Genomic DNA, 15176 nt, shown 5'->3' with positions numbered 1-15176 from the left:
GACTATCCCAGCCAGAAATCACAGATTTCTGTCGCTTCGCAGGGCGAAAGCTTTGCTTCCGCTTTATCCTGCTTCGCCCAGCTGGGCCCACCAAGATTCTCATACAACAAAGCCCGCCATTGAGCGGGCTTTGTTGTTTCTGCCTTACTCCCCCCTTCTGACCAACGCCATTTTGGGCTACCCTGAACAGCACAAAACCACGCAAATCCAGACAGTTGCAAACCGGACGTAACGGCGAGAGCGCATGGACAAGAAAAAGCTCACAGAACGGGATATCTGCACCAAGTTCATCAACCCGGCTCTCAAACAAGCCGGCTGGGACATCCAGAGCCAGGTACGCGAAGAGTTTCCCGTCACCAACGGGCGCATCATTGTCCGTGGCCGCATGCACACCCGGGCCCGCCCTCGCCGTGCCGATTACGTTCTGAACTACAAGAAGAACATCCCCATCGCCATCATCGAAGCCAAGGACAACAACCACAGCCTGGGCGATGGCATGCAACAGGCCCTGGCCTATAGCGACGCGCTGGATGCGCCGTTCGTATTCAGCAGCAACGGCGACGGCTTCCTGTTCCACGACCGCACCGGGCTTTACGGTCAGACGGAAACCACTCTGCAGCTGGACGAATTCCCTTCGCCAGAAGCGCTCTGGCAGCTTTACTGTCAACACAAGGGCATTGGTCAGGTCGCCCGCCAAACGATCGAGCAGGCCTATTACGACGACGGCAGCGGTCGCACGCCACGCTACTACCAGATGGTTGCCATCAACCGCACCGTTGAAGCCGTGGCTAAGGGACAGGACCGCGTCCTGCTGGTGATGGCCACTGGTACAGGCAAGACCTTCACCGCCTTTCAAATAATCTGGCGACTGTGGAAGTCCAAGCAGAAGAAACGCATCCTGTTTCTGGCCGACCGCAACATCCTGGTGGACCAGACCAAGAACAACGACTTCAAGCCTTTCGGCCAGGCCATGACCAAGGTCACCAACCGCACGGTGGACCCGTCCTACGAGATTTACCTGTCGCTGTACCAGGCCGTGACCGGCAGCGAGGAAGAGAAAAACATCTACAAACAGTTCTCGCCGGATTTCTTCGACCTGGTGGTTATCGACGAGTGCCACCGGGGCAGCGCAGCGGAAGACTCCGCCTGGCGCCAGATTCTGGACTACTTTTCCAGCGCCACCCACATCGGCCTGACCGCCACCCCGAAAGAAACCAGGGAAGTCTCCAACATCGACTACTTCGGCGAGCCGGTCTACACCTATTCCCTGAAGCAGGGCATCGAAGACGGCTTTCTGGCCCCCTACAAAGTGGTGCGTATCGACCTGGACCGGGACCTCCAGGGTTGGCGGCCCAGCAAGGGCCAGACTGATGCGAATGGCGAACTCATCGAAGACCGCATCTACAACCAGAAAGACTTCGACCGCCAGCTGGTGCTGAAGAAACGCACAGAACTGGTGGCCAGCAAGGTCACCGAGTTCCTGGCCCAGACCGACCCCTACCAGAAAACCATCGTGTTCTGCGAAGACATCGACCACGCCGAACGCATGCGCCAGGCCCTGGTGAACCTGAACCCGGAGCGGGTGAAAGAGAACCGAAAATACGTGATGCGCATTACCGGCGACGAACAGGAAGGCAAAGCCGAGCTGGACAACTTCATCAACCCCGAAGAGCGCTACCCGGTTATCGCCACCACCAGCAAACTGATGACCACCGGTGTGGATGCCCAGACCTGCAAGCTCATCGTGCTGGACCAGCGCATCCAGTCCATGACCGAGTTCAAACAGATTATCGGCCGTGGCACCCGCATCAACGACGACTACAACAAGCATTGGTTTACCATCCTGGACTTCAAGAAAGCCACCGAACTGTTTGCAGATCCGGATTTCGACGGCGACCCGGTAAAGGTTTACCAACCCGGCACCGACGACCCGGTAAACCCGGACGACGAATACGCCGACGAGCCGGTAAACAACCCCGAGGAATGCGCAGACGATGACGGCGGGTACGACGTAGACCCCGAGACCGGCTGGTACACCGACTACACCGGTGCCGATGAGGACGAAGGCAAGAGCAAGCGCGTGAAATACGTGGTGGACGGCGTGGATGTGAGCGTCATCGCCGAGCGCGTCCAATACCTGGGCCCGGACGGCAAGCTCATTACCGAAAGCCTGAAAGACTTCACCCGCAAGAAAGTGAAAGAACAGTACGCCACCCTGGACGACTTCCTGCGCCGCTGGAACGAGGCCGACCGCAAGCAGGCCATCATCGACGAACTGGCCGAACAGGGCGTTATCTGGGAAGACCTCACCCGCGATGTCAGCAAGAAGCTGGGCGAGGAGCCAGACCCCTTCGACGTTATCTGCCACATCGTCTACGACCAGCCGCCCATGAGCCGCAAAGAGCGGGCCGAGCAGGTACGCAGGCACGACTACTTCAGCAAATACGAAGGCGCCACCCGAGAGGTCATGAACGCCCTGCTGGACAAGTACACCAATGCCGGCATCGAACCCATTGAGAAAGTGTCCGTGCTCAATACCGCCCCGTTCAGTGAAATGGGCTCCGTTATCGAACTGGTCAACGCCTTCGGCGGCAAACCCGGCTACACCGAAGCCGTGAAAGACCTGGAAGACGAACTCTACCAACAAACCTCCTGACCCCTGCCTCTAGCGCCAAAGTTTACGGCGAACATCCCCTCTCCCCCGGTGGGAGAGGGCCAGGGAGAGGGGGCTGAATTAACGCCTAACTCAGAATCACAGGAACACCCATGGCCATAAGCACCACCATCAAATCCATCCAGGACATCATGCGCAAAGACGTGGGCGTGGACGGTGACGCCCAGCGCATCGGCCAGCTGGTCTGGATGCTGTTCCTGAAAATCTTCGATGACCGGGAAGATGAGTGGGAACTGCTTTACGACGAGTACAAGTCCCCGATTCCCGAGCACCTGCGCTGGCGCAACTGGGCCGCCAACCCCGAAGGCATGACCGGCGATGAGCTCAAGAACTTCATCGACAACACCCTGTTCCCCGGCCTGCAGAACCTGGAGCCGGCCGGTGACGACTACCGGGGCGTGGTCATCCGCAATGTGTTCGAGGATGCCTACAACTACATGAAGTCCGGGCAGCTGCTGCGCCAGGTCATCAACAAACTGCAGGACGGCATCGACTTCAACAAATCCGCCGAGCGCCATGAGCTGGGCGATATGTACGAGCAAATCCTCAAAGACCTGCAGAGCGCCGGCAACGCCGGTGAGTTCTACACCCCACGGGCGGTGACCGAGTTCATGGTCAACCGGGTGGACCCGAAGCTGGACGAGAAAGTGATGGACCCGGCCTGTGGCACCGGCGGCTTCCTCACCTGCACCATCGAACACAAACGCCGCAACTACGTGGAGACGCCGAAGGACGAGCAAATCCTGCAGAAGAGCATCCACGGCGTGGAGAAAAAGCCACTGCCACACCTGCTGGCCACCACCAACCTGATACTGCACGGCATCGAAGTGCCGGACCAGGTAAAGCACGACAACACCCTGGGCCGCCCACTCATCAGCTGGGGGCCGAAAGAGCGGGTGGATGTGATTGTCGCCAACCCGCCCTTCGGCGGCATGGAAGAAGACGGCATTGAAACCAACTTCCCCAGCGCCTTCCGTACCCGGGAAACCGCCGATCTGTTCATGACCCTCTTCATCCACCTGCTGCGCGAGGGTGGCCGCGCCGCCGTGGTGCTGCCAGACGGCTTCCTGTTCGGCGAGGGTATGAAAACCCGCCTCAAGGAAAAGCTGCTGGAGGAGTGCAACCTGCACACCATCGTGCGCCTGCCCAACGGTGTGTTTAACCCCTACACCGGCATCAAGACCAACCTGCTGTTCTTCACCAAGGGCAAGCCCACCGAAACCGTGTGGTACTACGAACACCCCTACCCGGAAGGCTACAAGAGCTACAGCAAAACCAGGCCCATGAAGTTCTCGGAGTTCCAGACCGAAATCGACTGGTGGGGCACCGAGGCCGACGGCTTCGCCAGCCGCGAGGAAACCGAGCAGGCCTGGAAAGTGTCCATCGACGACATCAAGGCCCGCAATTACAACCTGGACATCAAGAACCCCTGGCAAGGCGAAGAGGTCAACCACGACCCGGATGAGCTTCTGGCCAAGTACGAACAGCAGCAGTCCGAAATCCAGGAAATCCGCCACCAGCTGCGAGACATCCTGGCCGATGCGCTTTCTCACAACAGCGATGAGAACACCAATGGAGGTACGGCGTGAGTGCGCGGGAGGGAGTACGAGCGACCGCCAGGGATGGCGGAAGTGTCGATGTGGCAGGAGCAGTCATCGACCATCTGGATTTGTGGACCGGGGCTGTTACGAAGAAATCCAGCAGTGGCCGGGGGAGTAATGGCAAGGTTGAGCTGACTGGGGTTAAGAAACTTCGGGAGTTGATTCTGGAGTTGGCAATTAAAGGCAAGCTCGTCAATCAGAACCCAAACGCAGAGCCTGCTCATGTATTGCTTGCGCGCCTACGAGACGAAAGGTTGGAACTTGAAAAAAACAAGAAAATTAAGAAAAGGCGAAAGGCTAACGAATCGGTCAATCTAGATGAACTGAATGATTTACCCAATAATTGGTGCTGGTCCCAGTTGGGCGAGGTTGCATTTAAGTTAACCGATGGCTCTCACAATCCCCCAAAGGATGCCGGCAGGGGCATACCAATGTTGAGCAGCCAGAACGTGAATCTTGGAAGAATCGATTTTAAATGCCCTTCTCGCTATCTCACGATTGAAGATTTCGTAAAAGAGGATGCCAGAACTGAAGCCCGCCCGGGGGATGTTCTTCTGACCATCGTCGCATCATTGGGTCGGGCTGCCGTGGTTCCACCAGAAGCTCCCCAGTTCGCACTGCAACGCAGTGTAGCCGTGATAGGCACTCCGATAGATTCAGAGTTTCTAGCCTATCAACTTATCGCTCCTAACTGCCTGAATTATTACGATACCCACGGCAAAGGGACAGCTCAGAAAGGAATATACCTCGGGAAGTTAGCTGTTATGCCGATAGCCGTCCCGCCGCTTGAGAACAACACCGCATCGTCCAAAAAGTCGATGAACTCATGGCCCTCTGCGACCGGCTGGAACAGCAAACCAGCGACCAGCTCGAAGCCCACGAAACCCTCGTGGACACCCTGCTCGGCACCCTCACCCAATCCGAAAACGCCACCGAACTCGCCGACAACTGGGCCCGCCTCGCCGCCCACTTCGACACCCTGTTCACCACCGAACAGAGTATCGACAAGCTTAGGCAGACTGTACTTCAGCTTGGGATGATGGGGGCTCTAACGGAGTCACACCATGACCTCATGCCGCCCCCCAACTCTTTAGAGACGTTAAGAGCGGAAAAGGAAGAAATCGCTCGCAAGACACAAATGAAAGCACCGAAGACACCCGCTGAATCGTCGGCTGACGAAACTCCATATAGATTGCCCAATAGTTGGCTATGGGCTCGGGTGGGTGACGTGATAGCCCTTAAGCATGGCTATGCATTCAAAAGCAGCTACTTTTCGGAGAATGAGGGGCCGCTGGTGTTGACCACGCCAGGAAACTTTCATGAAAAAGGAGGCTTCCGAGATCGAGGGGTGAAAACGAAGTATTACGAAGGACCGGTTGACGAAGAGTTTGTGCTGAAAGCACATGACTTGATAATACCAATGACGGAACAAGCTCCGGGGTTGCTAGGTAGTGCAGCCTTCATACCAGAGGATGGAAAGGTCTATCTTCACAATCAGCGGCTCGGAAAGTTGCTTTTCAACAAAGCCCACTTCGATCCCCGATTCATATATTGGTTTTTCAACAGCAAACTACTTCGCAACGAGCTCGCTCGAACGTGTTCTGGCACGACAGTTAGGCACACCTCACCGGCAAAGGTCGCGGCTGCCTTTATTCCAGTTCCGAGCATACGAACTCAAAAGGAAATCGTGAAAAAGATAGATGAACTCACGGCCCTCTGCGACCAACTCAAGGAACGCCTGAACCAAGCCAGCGAAACCCGCAACCAGCTGGCCGAAGCCGTGGTGGAAGGAGCCCTGAACTAACCGGAAAAGGATGACCGCCCAGTGTACGAAAAACCGTGGCTTAGCTACCGCGAGCAGCTCGATAAATTAAAGAACCGGGGGCTTTCGGTTACCGATGAGGCGAAGGCACTGGAATACCTGGAGCGTATTGGATATTACCGCCTGAGCGGGTACTGGCATCCGTTTCGTGAACGCTCCGGGTTGTTTTGCCCCGTTGGTAAGGGCATTCCCCGAGGGAAGAAAACAAAGGAAACCAGCACCGTTCTCGACAGCTTCAAGCCGGGCGCGTCTTTCGAGGCGGCCGTGCGCCTGTACGTATTCGACAAAAAGCTTCGCCTTCTTGCGCTGGATGCGCTCGAGCGCATCGAAGTGGCCTTGCGGGTCGATATATCCCACACGCTGGGAAAGCATGACCCATTCGCCTACCTGAACCCGGACATTCTGTTCGAGGGGTTCGCCAAGGAGGCAGACGCTAAAACAGGCTTGCCCAGACACGTGGATTGGATGAAGAAGCAGGCCACACAAATCGCCCGCTCCAAGGAAGACTTCATCAGGCACAATAAAACCAAGTATGGCCACCCGCTGCCTATCTGGATTGCCTGCGAGGTATGGGACTTCAACACGCTGTCAGAGCTCTATGATGGTAGACCAGGACACCATCGCCGATAAATACGGGATTCAGAACGGCCGTACTCTCGCCTCCTGGCTAAGGAGCCTGAACTATTTACGCAACGTGTGCGCCCATCACAGCCGCTTATGGAACCGTAACGTTGTAGACCAGCCACAAAAACCTCCCAAGGGCGTTGTGCCGGACTTTGATAACGCCTGGACGCGTGGCAACGAGCATGTTCTTGCCCGGCCTTTTCTGTTGCTGTGTATTTGCCAGAAGCTATTGAGCTCTATCAATCCAACGTCCAGTTGGTGGCAACGGCTCTCTGAATTACTGGCAGAATTTCCCGAAAACGAACCACTTGGGATTGGCTGGGGCGCCTTTGGCGTGTCGGATGAATGGAGAGGTTGGGAGTGTTTCCCGAAAAACAGGCAATAAAAAACCCCGCAGCAGCTTCACTGCATAGCAGATCCACCGATTGGGGCCGTGTTGCGACAAATAATAGACACGAGTGGTGCATTACTCAAGTGTGGCTTACCACTAATTACAAAAAACCCCCGCGTAAGCTCCTATCGGAGCCAAGAGGCAGGGGCCGTGTTACGAATAACGATAGAGGTGCTGAACTAGCAAAGCAAGCCCGTTACAATTTATGTCGCCCTACAGGGACATCCTCAAACACGCTCAGCCCTGAACCAGCGCACACCAACAAACACCACCACAACCGCCATACTCAGGCTCAAAGCCACCAGCCAATTACCGCCCAGTAAAAAGCCAGCGCTGTATGGCAACACCGTCAGAAGCAATGCCGCCAGGAACAACGGCCTGCGCTTACCCAGCAACAGGTACAGCGGGAAAACCAGTCCGTAGAACAGCAGGAAGCCTTTATACAGCACTTCCGTCAGCGGAAGTTTCAGCCAGGGTAACTGCAGCCCCACGCCTGCGGCCATGATCAACACGAGTACCGCAAGGTAGGCCAGCCAGGGCCATTGGCGGGACGGCGCAACAGACGCCTGCTGGCGCTGAAGTTCCCTGAGGTGCACCGCCACGGTAAACGCTGTCTGCAGCACGATGAACGCGACCACCGGCCAGAGCAGTGACAGGTCCAGTGCCGTGCTGCCCGTCGCCATATCCCGCAAACCGCCGGCGTACACAAAGACAAACACCAGCAACGTCAGGAAGAACACCCCGAAACCAAGGGTGAAGCTGAGCCGGGGGTTGGGGCTTTGCCGGAAGGCCCGGTGGAAGGTCAGATCCAGGTAGGGCGACAACAGAAAACCGAGCACCAGCGGCATCAGGGTATGAGCCCAGCCCGGCTGGAGGGTTACCGAGGCCAGGGGCGGGTCTTTCAGCAGGTAACCGCCGAACAGCGCCAGGGAGGCCAGGAACAGGCCCGCCGATACCGCGCCGATATCACGGTCGGCACGGTAAAACAGTGCCACAAACACCAGCATGAGCGGCAACAGCCACCAGCCTACCAAAGCGCTGAGCCAGACCACGAAAAACAGCTGAAAGGCGACGGTAATGTAAGAAAACAGCCGTAGAAACGCTTTGTGTTCGGCCAGAAAAGATGGCTGCCCTTCGCGAGTCATTACCCAGCCAAAGGCCGCGGCGCCGATCACGTTGGCCAGGGTGAAGCCCGTTAGGGTTATCCAGCCATAGTCACGCAACAACAAAACCGGCAGGAATGCCCCGATGCACCACAGCCAGGAACACGCCAGATAGAACGCCTGTTGCATGGCTACCGGCATGTTAACCACCCACCGGCCAGACTTTGAAGCTGATCTTGCCCGAACCGATGCGCTTGCCGGCCGTGGTTTTCGATTTGGCGCGGAACAGTTTGATGGTCAGATCCATCATGAACTTGCCGCCGGCGGCGATTTTCTCTTCCAGCTCGGCCCGGTCCAGATCGATTTTATAGATGACGGGATCGGTACTTGGCAGCAAAAAACGGTAATCCAGGCGGGTACACACCATGCGGTATTCCCCCTGTGTTAACAGGAACAGGTAGCAACCGGCTGCCAGTTCGCTGTTGCCCAGAATGGCAGCACCCGCCTGGGTGCCGTACCAGTTCGAGTTGAACCGTTTTTTCGGCAGGTAGGCGTAGAAATTCTCGGGGTCGTAATTCACCTTCAGGCCGCTGCGGGCAATGAAGGGCATGAAGAGCACGGCAAGTAAGCGGTTGATCAAAGGCTTCTTGATACTCAGTTTGTTGAGCTTGATTTCCAGCTCGGGCGGTAAGGCCACAGCCATGGATGCATCCTGTGTTACTGGTAAAAAAATGAGATTCTGAGCGCGGCAGCATCCCTTTGTTCTACGCCGCACTCCAAACTGCAGCCCTCTGCAAGTTACCGGCCAACGTGTGCGCTATATTAGGGGGCTGCCTCCCCCTGTCAAGGTTACCGCCGGCCCGGGCCGCCAAAGCGTCGAGGTTTTTTACAGCCACAACCGGCGCTCACAAAATTAAGCCGTACTTTCAGCATGTTAGGTTTTGGCAGCATTTATGCTTTATCTGCTTCAGACACTGCTGCAAAAGGACCATCGGGCACCCTGCTGACAGTGGATCCGGTTTACCGGAAAGGACATTCTGGAGGATTCCATCATGAAAACATTCATTCCCGCCACAGGCGCACTGGTTGCCGGCCTGTTTGCACTGCCGGCCTCGGCAGGGCTGATCTACCACGAATTCGAGGGCAACGACTGCTCCGGCTATTTCGGCAAAGGCGAAGCCTGCCAGATTTTCATCGACGACGACGATGAGCGTATCGAGATTTCACCGCTGATCGTCAAGTACAAGCCCAACGGCACCGTCGATGAGCTTAACAGTGATTACGGCAGCTTCACCGGTGATGAGATCAGTTTCAGCGGTGACGCCACAGGCAGCTGGAACTACACCCCCGGCGAAGATGACCCCGGTATCCGCTACTGGTCAGTCAAGGCCGGCAACGGCTTCAACCTGTTCTGGTATGTGGACGACGCGAACAGTGAAGACTGCAGCGGCAACACCTACACTCTCGCCTGCCTGAACCTGGCGGAAGTGGTCACCGAAGGCACCTGGTTTACACCCGACGACAAGGAATTGTCTCACATCGCCTTCTACAACAGTGAGCCGCCGACCTATGTGCCGGAACCCGGCTCCATCGCACTGCTTGGCCTCGGCCTGCTGGGCCTGGGGCTGAGCCGCCGCCGGATGGGCAAAGCCTGATCCTCTCCACACGCGGCCCCGGACTCCGGGGCCGACGCTTTTGCCATACCCTCCATGGTTAACCCTTATTGCAAGGCCCTGCGCCAACTGCCACATTAAACGTGCTATCCGAACTGAGATAGTGGTAGTGTCACTCTTTTTTACACCACTCATTCGACTCCCAGGCAAGGAGACCAGGCATGCCCCGCGGCCTTCAACTCGTGTTCATCGCCATCGCACTCGTGGTCATCGGTGTGCTTTTATTCTATATCTGGCGCCAGTCCCGCATCCTTTCCGAACACCGCCTGCGTCAGAGAAAAACCGAGGAGTTTCAGGCCCGGCGCCGGCAGGAAATGGTGGAGAGTATTCGTCTGGTCGCCATGGCGGTTGAGGCTAAACAGGTGGAATATTCTGAGGCCTGCCTGCGTCTGAAAGGCTTGTTGGAACATGTCGAACCCGAATTGCTGGAGGACCCGAAGTATCGTGTATTTCAGCAGGTACACGACAAGATCAGCCACATGCCCACCCATCGGGCGCGTTTGAACACCGATTCCGAAACGTTACGGAAACTGGATGAAGAACGCTTTGCCGTGGAAGAAGAACACGCGGATGAAATCAGGGAAGCGGCCGCACTGATTCGGCATCACCCATTCAATTGATCCATTCACTTTATTTTTCGCGACAGTCGACTATATTTTAATCAGAGGTTGATTATTGCATCGGATGAACCTCTGACATTGCTTGCAACTGCTGTTTTACAGTTGTCCTGTTTTCTCCTGATAAGTTTGGACGACACTGCAGACCCCGGGTGACACTGGCCGGCCCTTGCGCCGGCCTTTTTATGTTCAGCCCAGGCTCATCATGCCGGCGATCGCCATCACGCTGTCTTTGTTACTCACCAGGCCGTCAAACCGCTCTTCCACTTTATCCCGGTTGAGTCCCAATTCACCAAAAACGGCATCCGGCACCGCTTCACCAGCACCCAGAGCAATGCCTCTCTCGGTCAGCAACTGTCGTCCCAGCCAAAGCACACGGGCGTAAGCCGCATGCTCGCCGTCATATTCAGGATTTTTCTGGTAACGGATAGCGGCGCCAACTTCCTCCGGCATCCCCCAGTTGTCCATCAGGCGGGCAGCGATCTGCTCGCGGGTTACCCCCAGCAACTGATGTTCGATAACACTTGAATCGATGTCCGGGTTCACCTCAAGCGAGCGACACACCAGACGAAAATGGGGCGGAAACACCTGTGCCAGCACCAGGTGACCAAAGTTGTGCAGCAAACCGGCCAGATAGGCCAGGCCAAATACCGGCCGGCGCGGGCCACGCATCATTCCGGCGAGAATGCCCGCCGACTGCGCCTGCCAGATAGCCTGCTGCCAGTAATCCACGTAGCCATCCGGGTGATCCGAAGGCTGACGCAAGGCCCGCCCCAGGGCCAGCCCCATGGCCAGGTTCATCACCAGGTCAAAGCCCAGGACCCGTGAAACGGCGTCATAGACCGAACGCACCTGCCCGGCGGCGGCATAAAACGAGGAGGATGCCCAACTGACCACCTGCGCGGCCAGGCTTGGATCGCTTTCCACCACATCCACCAGATCTCCCATCACGGCATTGGGATTCACCCGCAAGTGAATGATCCGCTGGGCGGTTTCCGGCAGGGGTGGCAGTTCCAGGGTGTCTTCCAGGCGTTGCTGGATACGCAGGCCGGTGAAGCGGTTAATCGCCGAATGCAGCTGATCCCGGTCAGCCGCCGGGTTGTCGAGATTCACCGGAATGGAGCGGGTATCAACCGCAAAGCTTTTCCGGCGGCCACTGGCCGTCAACTGGGTAAAATCATCGATGGGCAGCACCATGGCCAGCGACAGATCGGCCAGGGGCAGCGCCACGTAATCCAGCTCATCCACGCTCGGGTCAATAACCAGCGGCCAACCGGTTAATCCCGGCAGCGCGGGCAATTCGGTCAGACCGACTTTCTGGCGAACCCGCACCTGCTCCCCGATCGGCATCATGCGCAGGTCCCGCCCAAGGCGTTTGTTGAGGGTGGCCAGGTCCAGCAGATCATCGCGCCGGCAGATAACCTGCAGCTTGCCTTCGGAATCTGACAACAGAACCATACGCAGCACATGGCTCGGATCCACCTGGCGGATATCCCGCAAGGACACCGCCGAGGACTGCTCGGCCAGGGCCTGTTTGATCATAACGGGCAGTTGCATAGTGCGGTCACCTCGAGAGCGGCACTGTGTGCCGCGAGTTATACGTCGCCGTAGCGGATCTTCTCACCCAGCCAGCGGCGGATCAGTGCCTGAACAGTTGCGGGTTGCTGCATCAGCCCCGGCGCCATCTCCCGCACCGGCTCGATCCAGCCCTTGTCCCTTTCAAAGTCTGCCAGTCGGAACTGCATCATGCCAGTCTGCCGGGTGCCCAGCACCTCTCCCGGCCCCCGGATTTCCAGGTCTTTTTCGGCAATGAAAAACCCGTCCTGACTGTCGCGCAACGCCTGCAGGCGCGCCTTGCCATTGTTCGACAAGGGCGGATGATAGAGCAATACGCAGAAACTCTCCTGTTCGCCCCGGCCGACACGGCCGCGCAACTGGTGCAACTGGGCCAGCCCCAACCGTTCGGGGTTTTCAATGATGATCAGCGAGGCGTTGGGCACATCCACCCCCACTTCGATCACCGTGGTGGCCACCAGCAAATCCAGCTCACCGTTCTTGAAGCGCTCCATTACCTCGGCTTTCTCGGCGGCTTTCAGGCGCCCGTGCACCAGCCCGGTTTTCAGGTCTGGCAGGCGTTCCGCCAGCTCCTGGGCGGTCACTTCCGCCGCCTGACACTGAAGCGCCTCGGACTCCTCAATCAGGGTACATACCCAATAGGCCTGGCGCCCCTCCCGGCAGGCTTTGCGAACCCGCTCGATGATGTCGTCGCGCCGGGTGTCCGGCACCACCACGGTTTCGATGGGTTTGCGGCCCGGAGGTAGCTCATCAATCACCGAGGTATCCAGGTCCGCATACGCACTCATGGCCAGGGTTCGGGGAATGGGCGTGGCGGTCATGATCAGCTGATGCGGCGCCAGGGTGCCACCCACGCCTTTCTCGCGCAGGGCCAGGCGCTGGTGTACGCCAAAACGGTGTTGCTCGTCGACAATCACCAGAGCCAGTCGCTGGAAGACAACATCATTCTGAAACAGCGCGTGGGTGCCGATCACCACCTGCGCCCGGCCCTCGGCCACGGCCTCCAGCGCCGCTTGCCGGGCCCGGCCCTTGACCTTGCCGGAGATCCAGGCCAGCTCGATACCCAAGGGCTCCAGCCAGTTACGGAAATTCTGGTAGTGCTGCTCGGCCAGAATTTCGGTGGGCGCCATCAGCGCCACCTGAGCGCCGGCACCGATAGCCTGCAAGGCCGCCAGCGCCGCCACCACGGTTTTGCCGGAGCCCACATCGCCCTGTACCAGCCGCAGCATGGGCAGGGGCTGGCTCAGATCCTGGCGAATGTCGGCCATCACATGCTTCTGGGCACCGGTCAGCGTGAAAGGCAACTGATCCAGAAAACGCTCGGCCAGGTCTCCGGCAGGCAACAGTGGCAAGGCCTCGCGAGCCTGGATCTGTTCACGGACCTGCAAAAGACTCAGTTGGTGGGCCAGCAGTTCTTCCATGACCAGCCTCTGCTGGGCGGGGTGCTTTCCCTCCACCAGCAAATGAACCGGTGAGCCGGCCGGTGGCGAATGCACCAGGCGCACGGCTTCGGTAATGCCCGGTAACTGATAATCCGCGAGCAGTTCCGAAGGCAGCCAGTCCCTGATCGGGAACCGGCGCAGGAACCCAAGAGCCTGCTTGCACAAGCTGCGTACACGGGGCTGCTGGATGCCTTCGGTGAGGGGGTAGACGGGCGTGAGCGTGGCCTGTTCGGCCGGGGGCATGGGCGGCGGGTTTACCTGGTACTCGGGATGGTAAAACTCGAAGCCCGCCCTGCCCGGGCGAACCTCACCAAAGCAGCGCACCCGCGCACCTTCGGCCAGCTGGTTTTTCTGCGCGGCATTGAAGTGGAAAAAGCGCAACGCCAGAAAACCGCTGTCATCTTTCAAGGTCACCTGCAGGCTGCGCCGGCGACCCATCACCAGGTCGGCTTTCATCACCTCGCCTTCCACCACGGCCACATCGCCCACCCGCAGACTGCCAATAGGCACAATGCGGGTGCGGTCCTCGTACCGGTACGGCAGGTGGAACAGAAGGTCCTGCACCGAGCGGATGCCCAGTTTGGCGAGCTTGTCGGCAAGCGCCTGGCCCACGCCCTTGAGCTCGGTGACGCAGATATCCTCCAGCGACGCCATGAAAGATCAGGCGCTCTTGGCGGCCGTCGTCGGCGTGGCGTCTTTGGCCTTTTCAATCACCCGGCACTGGCTGGCCGCCAGCGACAGCACATCAATGGCCTTGGGCCGCGGGAAGGTAACACGCCAGGCCAGGGCCACGGTACGGAACGGCACCGGAGGCGCAAAGGGACGAACCGCCAGGATGTCTTCCTGGTATTTGATTGCGGTGGCCGCCGACAGCGGCAGCACGGTGATGCCAAGGCCGGAGGCAACCATGTGGCGGATGGTTTCCAGCGAGCTGCCTTCGGTGACCAGCTGCGGCTGACCACCGTCGGAACGGTGGGTAATGGCGTCCACCAGCGGCGGGCAGCTTTCCAGCACCTGGTCACGGAAGCAGTGGCCCGGCCCCAGGAGCAACAGCTGCTCCTTGGACATTTCCTCGGCGGTGATCTCGTCTTTTTCCGTCAACGGATGGTCCGCCGGCAGCAGCACGACGAACGGCTCATCGTACAGTGGCAGCGTGACCACTTCGGGCTCATCGAACGGCAGTGCGACAATAATCGCGTCCAGGTCGGAATGCCGGAGTTTCTGGCGCAGATTGGCGGTGTAGTTTTCCTCGATGTAGAGGGGCATGTCCGGGGCGGCGCGGCGCAGTTCCGGCAACAGGTGCGGGAACAGGTACGGCCCGATGGTATAAATGGCGCCCACTTTCAGCGGCGAGTTCAGCTGGTTCTTGCCATCCTGGGCCATGTCGCGGATCACACCCACCTGATCCAGCACACGCTGGGCCTGCTCAATGATGCGCTGACCGGTTTCGGTGACCCGAATACTGCTCTTACTGCGCTCGAACAGGGGAATACCCAGTTCATCTTCCAGTTTCTTTACCGCCACACTGAGGGTGGGCTGACTGACATGACAGCGCTCTGCGGCGCGACCAAAATGCCTTTCCCGGGCGAGAGTAACAACGTATCGTAACTCGGTGAGAGTCATGGTGAGCTCCGGCAACTGAAACGAAATAGAG

General features: G+C 58.2%; 10 protein-coding genes and 1 pseudogene. 6 read left to right on the top strand and 5 right to left on the bottom strand.

The genetic code is table 11. The features are described 5' to 3' along the window. Window positions 1-244 precede the first annotated feature (244 nt). The 4 genes and pseudogenes from hsdR to BMZ63_RS15335 all read left to right on the top strand — a co-directional run bounded on the left by hsdR (window position 245) and on the right by BMZ63_RS15335 (window position 7106). Window positions 245-2656, top strand: a complete 2412-nt coding sequence (gene hsdR / locus BMZ63_RS14010) for an EcoAI/FtnUII family type I restriction enzme subunit R (protein WP_091706457.1) — start codon at window positions 245-247, stop codon at window positions 2654-2656. A gap of 110 nt (window positions 2657-2766) precedes the next feature. Beyond that, complete coding sequence (locus BMZ63_RS14005) at window positions 2767-4263, top strand: type I restriction-modification system subunit M (protein WP_091706455.1); 1497 nt, start codon at window positions 2767-2769, stop codon at window positions 4261-4263. Between the two features lie 838 nt (window positions 4264-5101). Next, a complete protein-coding gene (locus BMZ63_RS14000) occupies window positions 5102-6079 on the top strand; it encodes a restriction endonuclease subunit S (protein WP_091706453.1) in 978 nt (325 codons plus the stop codon). Window positions 6080-6100: 21 nt separating this feature from the next. Further along, window positions 6101-7106 (top strand): annotated as a pseudogene (locus tag BMZ63_RS15335) (Abi family protein). 233 nt (window positions 7107-7339) lie between these two features. Here BMZ63_RS15335 and BMZ63_RS13990 read toward each other — a convergent pair. Together BMZ63_RS13990 and BMZ63_RS13985 are read right to left on the bottom strand one after the other, a co-directional pair. Then, window positions 7340-8416 (bottom strand): hypothetical protein, encoded by a 1077-nt coding sequence (locus tag BMZ63_RS13990; RefSeq protein WP_091706451.1) that lies wholly within the window; start codon window positions 8414-8416, stop codon window positions 7340-7342. Window position 8417: 1 nt separating this feature from the next. Next, window positions 8418-8918: a hypothetical protein gene (locus BMZ63_RS13985; RefSeq protein ID WP_091706450.1), complete on the bottom strand. Its 501-nt coding sequence runs from the start codon at window positions 8916-8918 to the stop codon at window positions 8418-8420. A gap of 349 nt (window positions 8919-9267) precedes the next feature. On the opposite strand from BMZ63_RS13985, the gene BMZ63_RS13980 reads away from it, so the two are divergent. Both BMZ63_RS13980 and BMZ63_RS13975 read left to right on the top strand, forming a co-directional pair. Continuing rightward, window positions 9268-9870: a PEP-CTERM sorting domain-containing protein gene (locus BMZ63_RS13980; protein ID WP_091706448.1), complete on the top strand. Its 603-nt coding sequence runs from the start codon at window positions 9268-9270 to the stop codon at window positions 9868-9870. 179 nt (window positions 9871-10049) lie between these two features. Further along, window positions 10050-10508, top strand: coding sequence for a DUF2489 domain-containing protein (locus tag BMZ63_RS13975; protein ID WP_091706447.1), 459 nt, complete (start codon window positions 10050-10052; stop codon window positions 10506-10508). Between the two features lie 186 nt (window positions 10509-10694). Here BMZ63_RS13975 and BMZ63_RS13970 read toward each other — a convergent pair whose 3' ends face one another. From BMZ63_RS13970 to BMZ63_RS13960, 3 genes are read right to left on the bottom strand one after another with little or no spacing between them, the layout of a single operon-like run. Beyond that, window positions 10695-12062, bottom strand: coding sequence for an aminoacyl-tRNA deacylase and HDOD domain-containing protein (locus tag BMZ63_RS13970; protein ID WP_091706445.1), 1368 nt, complete (start codon window positions 12060-12062; stop codon window positions 10695-10697). A gap of 38 nt (window positions 12063-12100) precedes the next feature. Beyond that, complete coding sequence (recG, locus tag BMZ63_RS13965) at window positions 12101-14176, bottom strand: ATP-dependent DNA helicase RecG (protein ID WP_091706443.1); 2076 nt, start codon at window positions 14174-14176, stop codon at window positions 12101-12103. 6 nt (window positions 14177-14182) lie between these two features. Then, window positions 14183-15145, bottom strand: coding sequence for a hydrogen peroxide-inducible genes activator (locus tag BMZ63_RS13960; protein ID WP_091706442.1), 963 nt, complete (start codon window positions 15143-15145; stop codon window positions 14183-14185). Window positions 15146-15176: the final 31 nt, after the last annotated feature.

The sequence above is a fragment of the Marinobacter persicus genome (assembly GCF_900114155.1).
In the GTDB taxonomy this organism is placed as follows: Bacteria; Pseudomonadota; Gammaproteobacteria; order Pseudomonadales; family Oleiphilaceae; genus Marinobacter; species Marinobacter persicus.
The sequence above is the reverse complement of the archived record's forward strand: the minus strand, read 5'-3'. Positions and strand labels throughout refer to the sequence as shown.